This window comes from Gordonibacter pamelaeae 7-10-1-b (assembly GCF_000210055.1).
Taxonomy (GTDB): domain Bacteria; phylum Actinomycetota; class Coriobacteriia; order Coriobacteriales; family Eggerthellaceae; genus Gordonibacter; species Gordonibacter pamelaeae.
In genome coordinates, this window is record NC_021021.1 from 450,834 (window position 1) to 452,768 (window position 1,935).

A 1,935-nucleotide genomic window follows, 5' to 3' on the forward strand; every position below is an offset into this window, starting at 1 on the left:
GGTGGGCTCGACCGTGGGCGACATGGTGCGCGCCGTCGCGCAGACCTACCAGCCCTGCACCGTGGGCGTGGCCGTGCCGGGCCCGGTGGAGTACGCGCTGGCGGCCGGCAACGCCGGGCACCGCGTGGTGGAGATCACGAGCCCCGCCGGCTTCGTCATGCCCGACCCCGCCGCGGCCGCGCGCCACGGCGTGTCCTTCGACGCCGCGGTGCTGGCGAACCCCGGCTACCCTACGAGCCGCCTGCTGCCCCTGCCCACGTTGCTGGCCTACCTGGACGCATGCACCTGGGTCGTGGTGGACGAGCGCTCCATCGAGCTCACGCTCGGCGGCGAGAGCATGGTGGGCCTGGTGAAGGAGCACCGCAACCTCGTGGTGGTGCGCTCGCTCTGCGAGCCGTACGCCATGCCGGGCATCCCCATCAGCTACTGCGTGGCGCACCCCGACACCATCGCGCAGATCGCGCGCTTCTACGACAGCTCGGGCGTGCCGATGTTCGCCGAGGTGCTGGGCGAGCTCGCGCTGGCCGAGCGCGAGCACCTGGAGCGCACGCGCGAGTTCCTGGACTCCGAGATACCGTGGATGCAGTGCATGCTGAGCCTGGTGCCGGGCATCGACATCTTCCCCGCCGAGGCGAACTACGTCATGTGCGCGTTCGACCACGGCCCCGACCTGGATCTGGGCGTGGCGAGCACCGAGGAGCTGGCGGCGCGCCTGCAGCTGGCCGGGTTCCTCATCCGCAAGCTGCAGGGCACGCCGGGGCTCACCAACGGCAAGTACTTCTGCGTGGCCGTGCGCACCCGCGAGGACAACGAGAAGCTCATCGCCGCCCTCCGCGAGATCATCGCGGGGTGCTAGGGGAGGCTACTCCACGCCCGTCACCTCGTAGTCCTGCTCCTCCACGGCGGCCTTCAGGGTCGCATCGTCCACCTCGTGCGCGAGCTTCGCGACGGCGGTCTTCGCGTCGAGGTCCACGACGGCCTCCTCCACGCCGTCCACGGCTTCGAGGGCCTTCTTCACGCGCGCGACGCAGTGCTGGCACATCATGCCCTCGACATGCAGGGTCTTCTCCATGGCGCTCTCCTTCGTTATAGGGTCTTCCTTCACGGCGGGCGCGGGGGCGTCCGCCGGTGCTGCTGTGAACCGCGGCTGCCACCCGCGCAGCCGCAGCGCGTTCGACACCACGCACACCGAGCTCAACGACATGGCGGCCGCGGCGATCATCGGGTTCAGGTTCACGCCTGCGAAGGCCAGCGCGCCGGCCGCCACCGGGATGCACACGGCGTTGTAGACGAGCGCCCAGAACAGGTTCTGCTTGATGTTGCGCAGGGTGGCGCGCGACAGCTGGATGGCCGCCGGCACGTCCATGAGGTCGCTTCTCATGAGCACGACATCGGCGCTCTCGATGGCCACGTCGGTGCCGGCGCCGATGGCGATGCCGATGTCGGCGCGGGCGAGCGCGGGCGCATCGTTGATGCCGTCGCCCACCATGGCCACGCGGCCGCGCTCGGCCAGGCGGCGGATCTCGCGCTCCTTGCCCTCGGGCAGCACGCCGGCTATCACCTCGTCTGCGCCCACCTCGCGCTGGATGGCGGCGGCCGTGCGCTCGTTGTCGCCGGTGAGCATCACGGTGCGGATGCCCATGGCTTTGAGCTCGGCCACGGCGGCGCGGCTCGTGGGCTTCACCGTGTCGGCCACGGCGATCACGCCCAGCAGCCTGCCGTCGGCGGCGAAGAACAGCGGCGTCTTGCCATCGTCGGCCAGGCGCTGCGCCCGTGCCCCCATCTCGCCTGCATCCACGCCGTGCGCCTCCATCATGCGCAGGTTGCCGGCCAGCACGGCCGCGTCGTCCACGGCGGCGGACAGGCCCTCGCCGGACACCTGCATGAAGCCCTCGACGCGAGCGTCCGCCGCCATCCCGCGCGCCTCGGCGAAGC

General features: G+C 71.3%; 2 protein-coding genes. One reads left to right on the forward strand and one right to left on the reverse strand.

All coding sequences use genetic code 11. The features are described from left to right. The coding region (locus tag GPA_RS02100; protein WP_041238810.1) for an aminotransferase class I/II-fold pyridoxal phosphate-dependent enzyme at positions 1 to 856 on the forward strand (856 nt) is incomplete at its 5' end. Positions 857 to 862: 6 nt separating this feature from the next. Here GPA_RS02100 and GPA_RS02105 read toward each other — a convergent pair. Then, positions 863 to 1,935 (reverse strand): metal-transporting ATPase (locus GPA_RS02105; protein ID WP_156791108.1); only part of this gene is annotated, 1,073 nt, incomplete at its 5' end.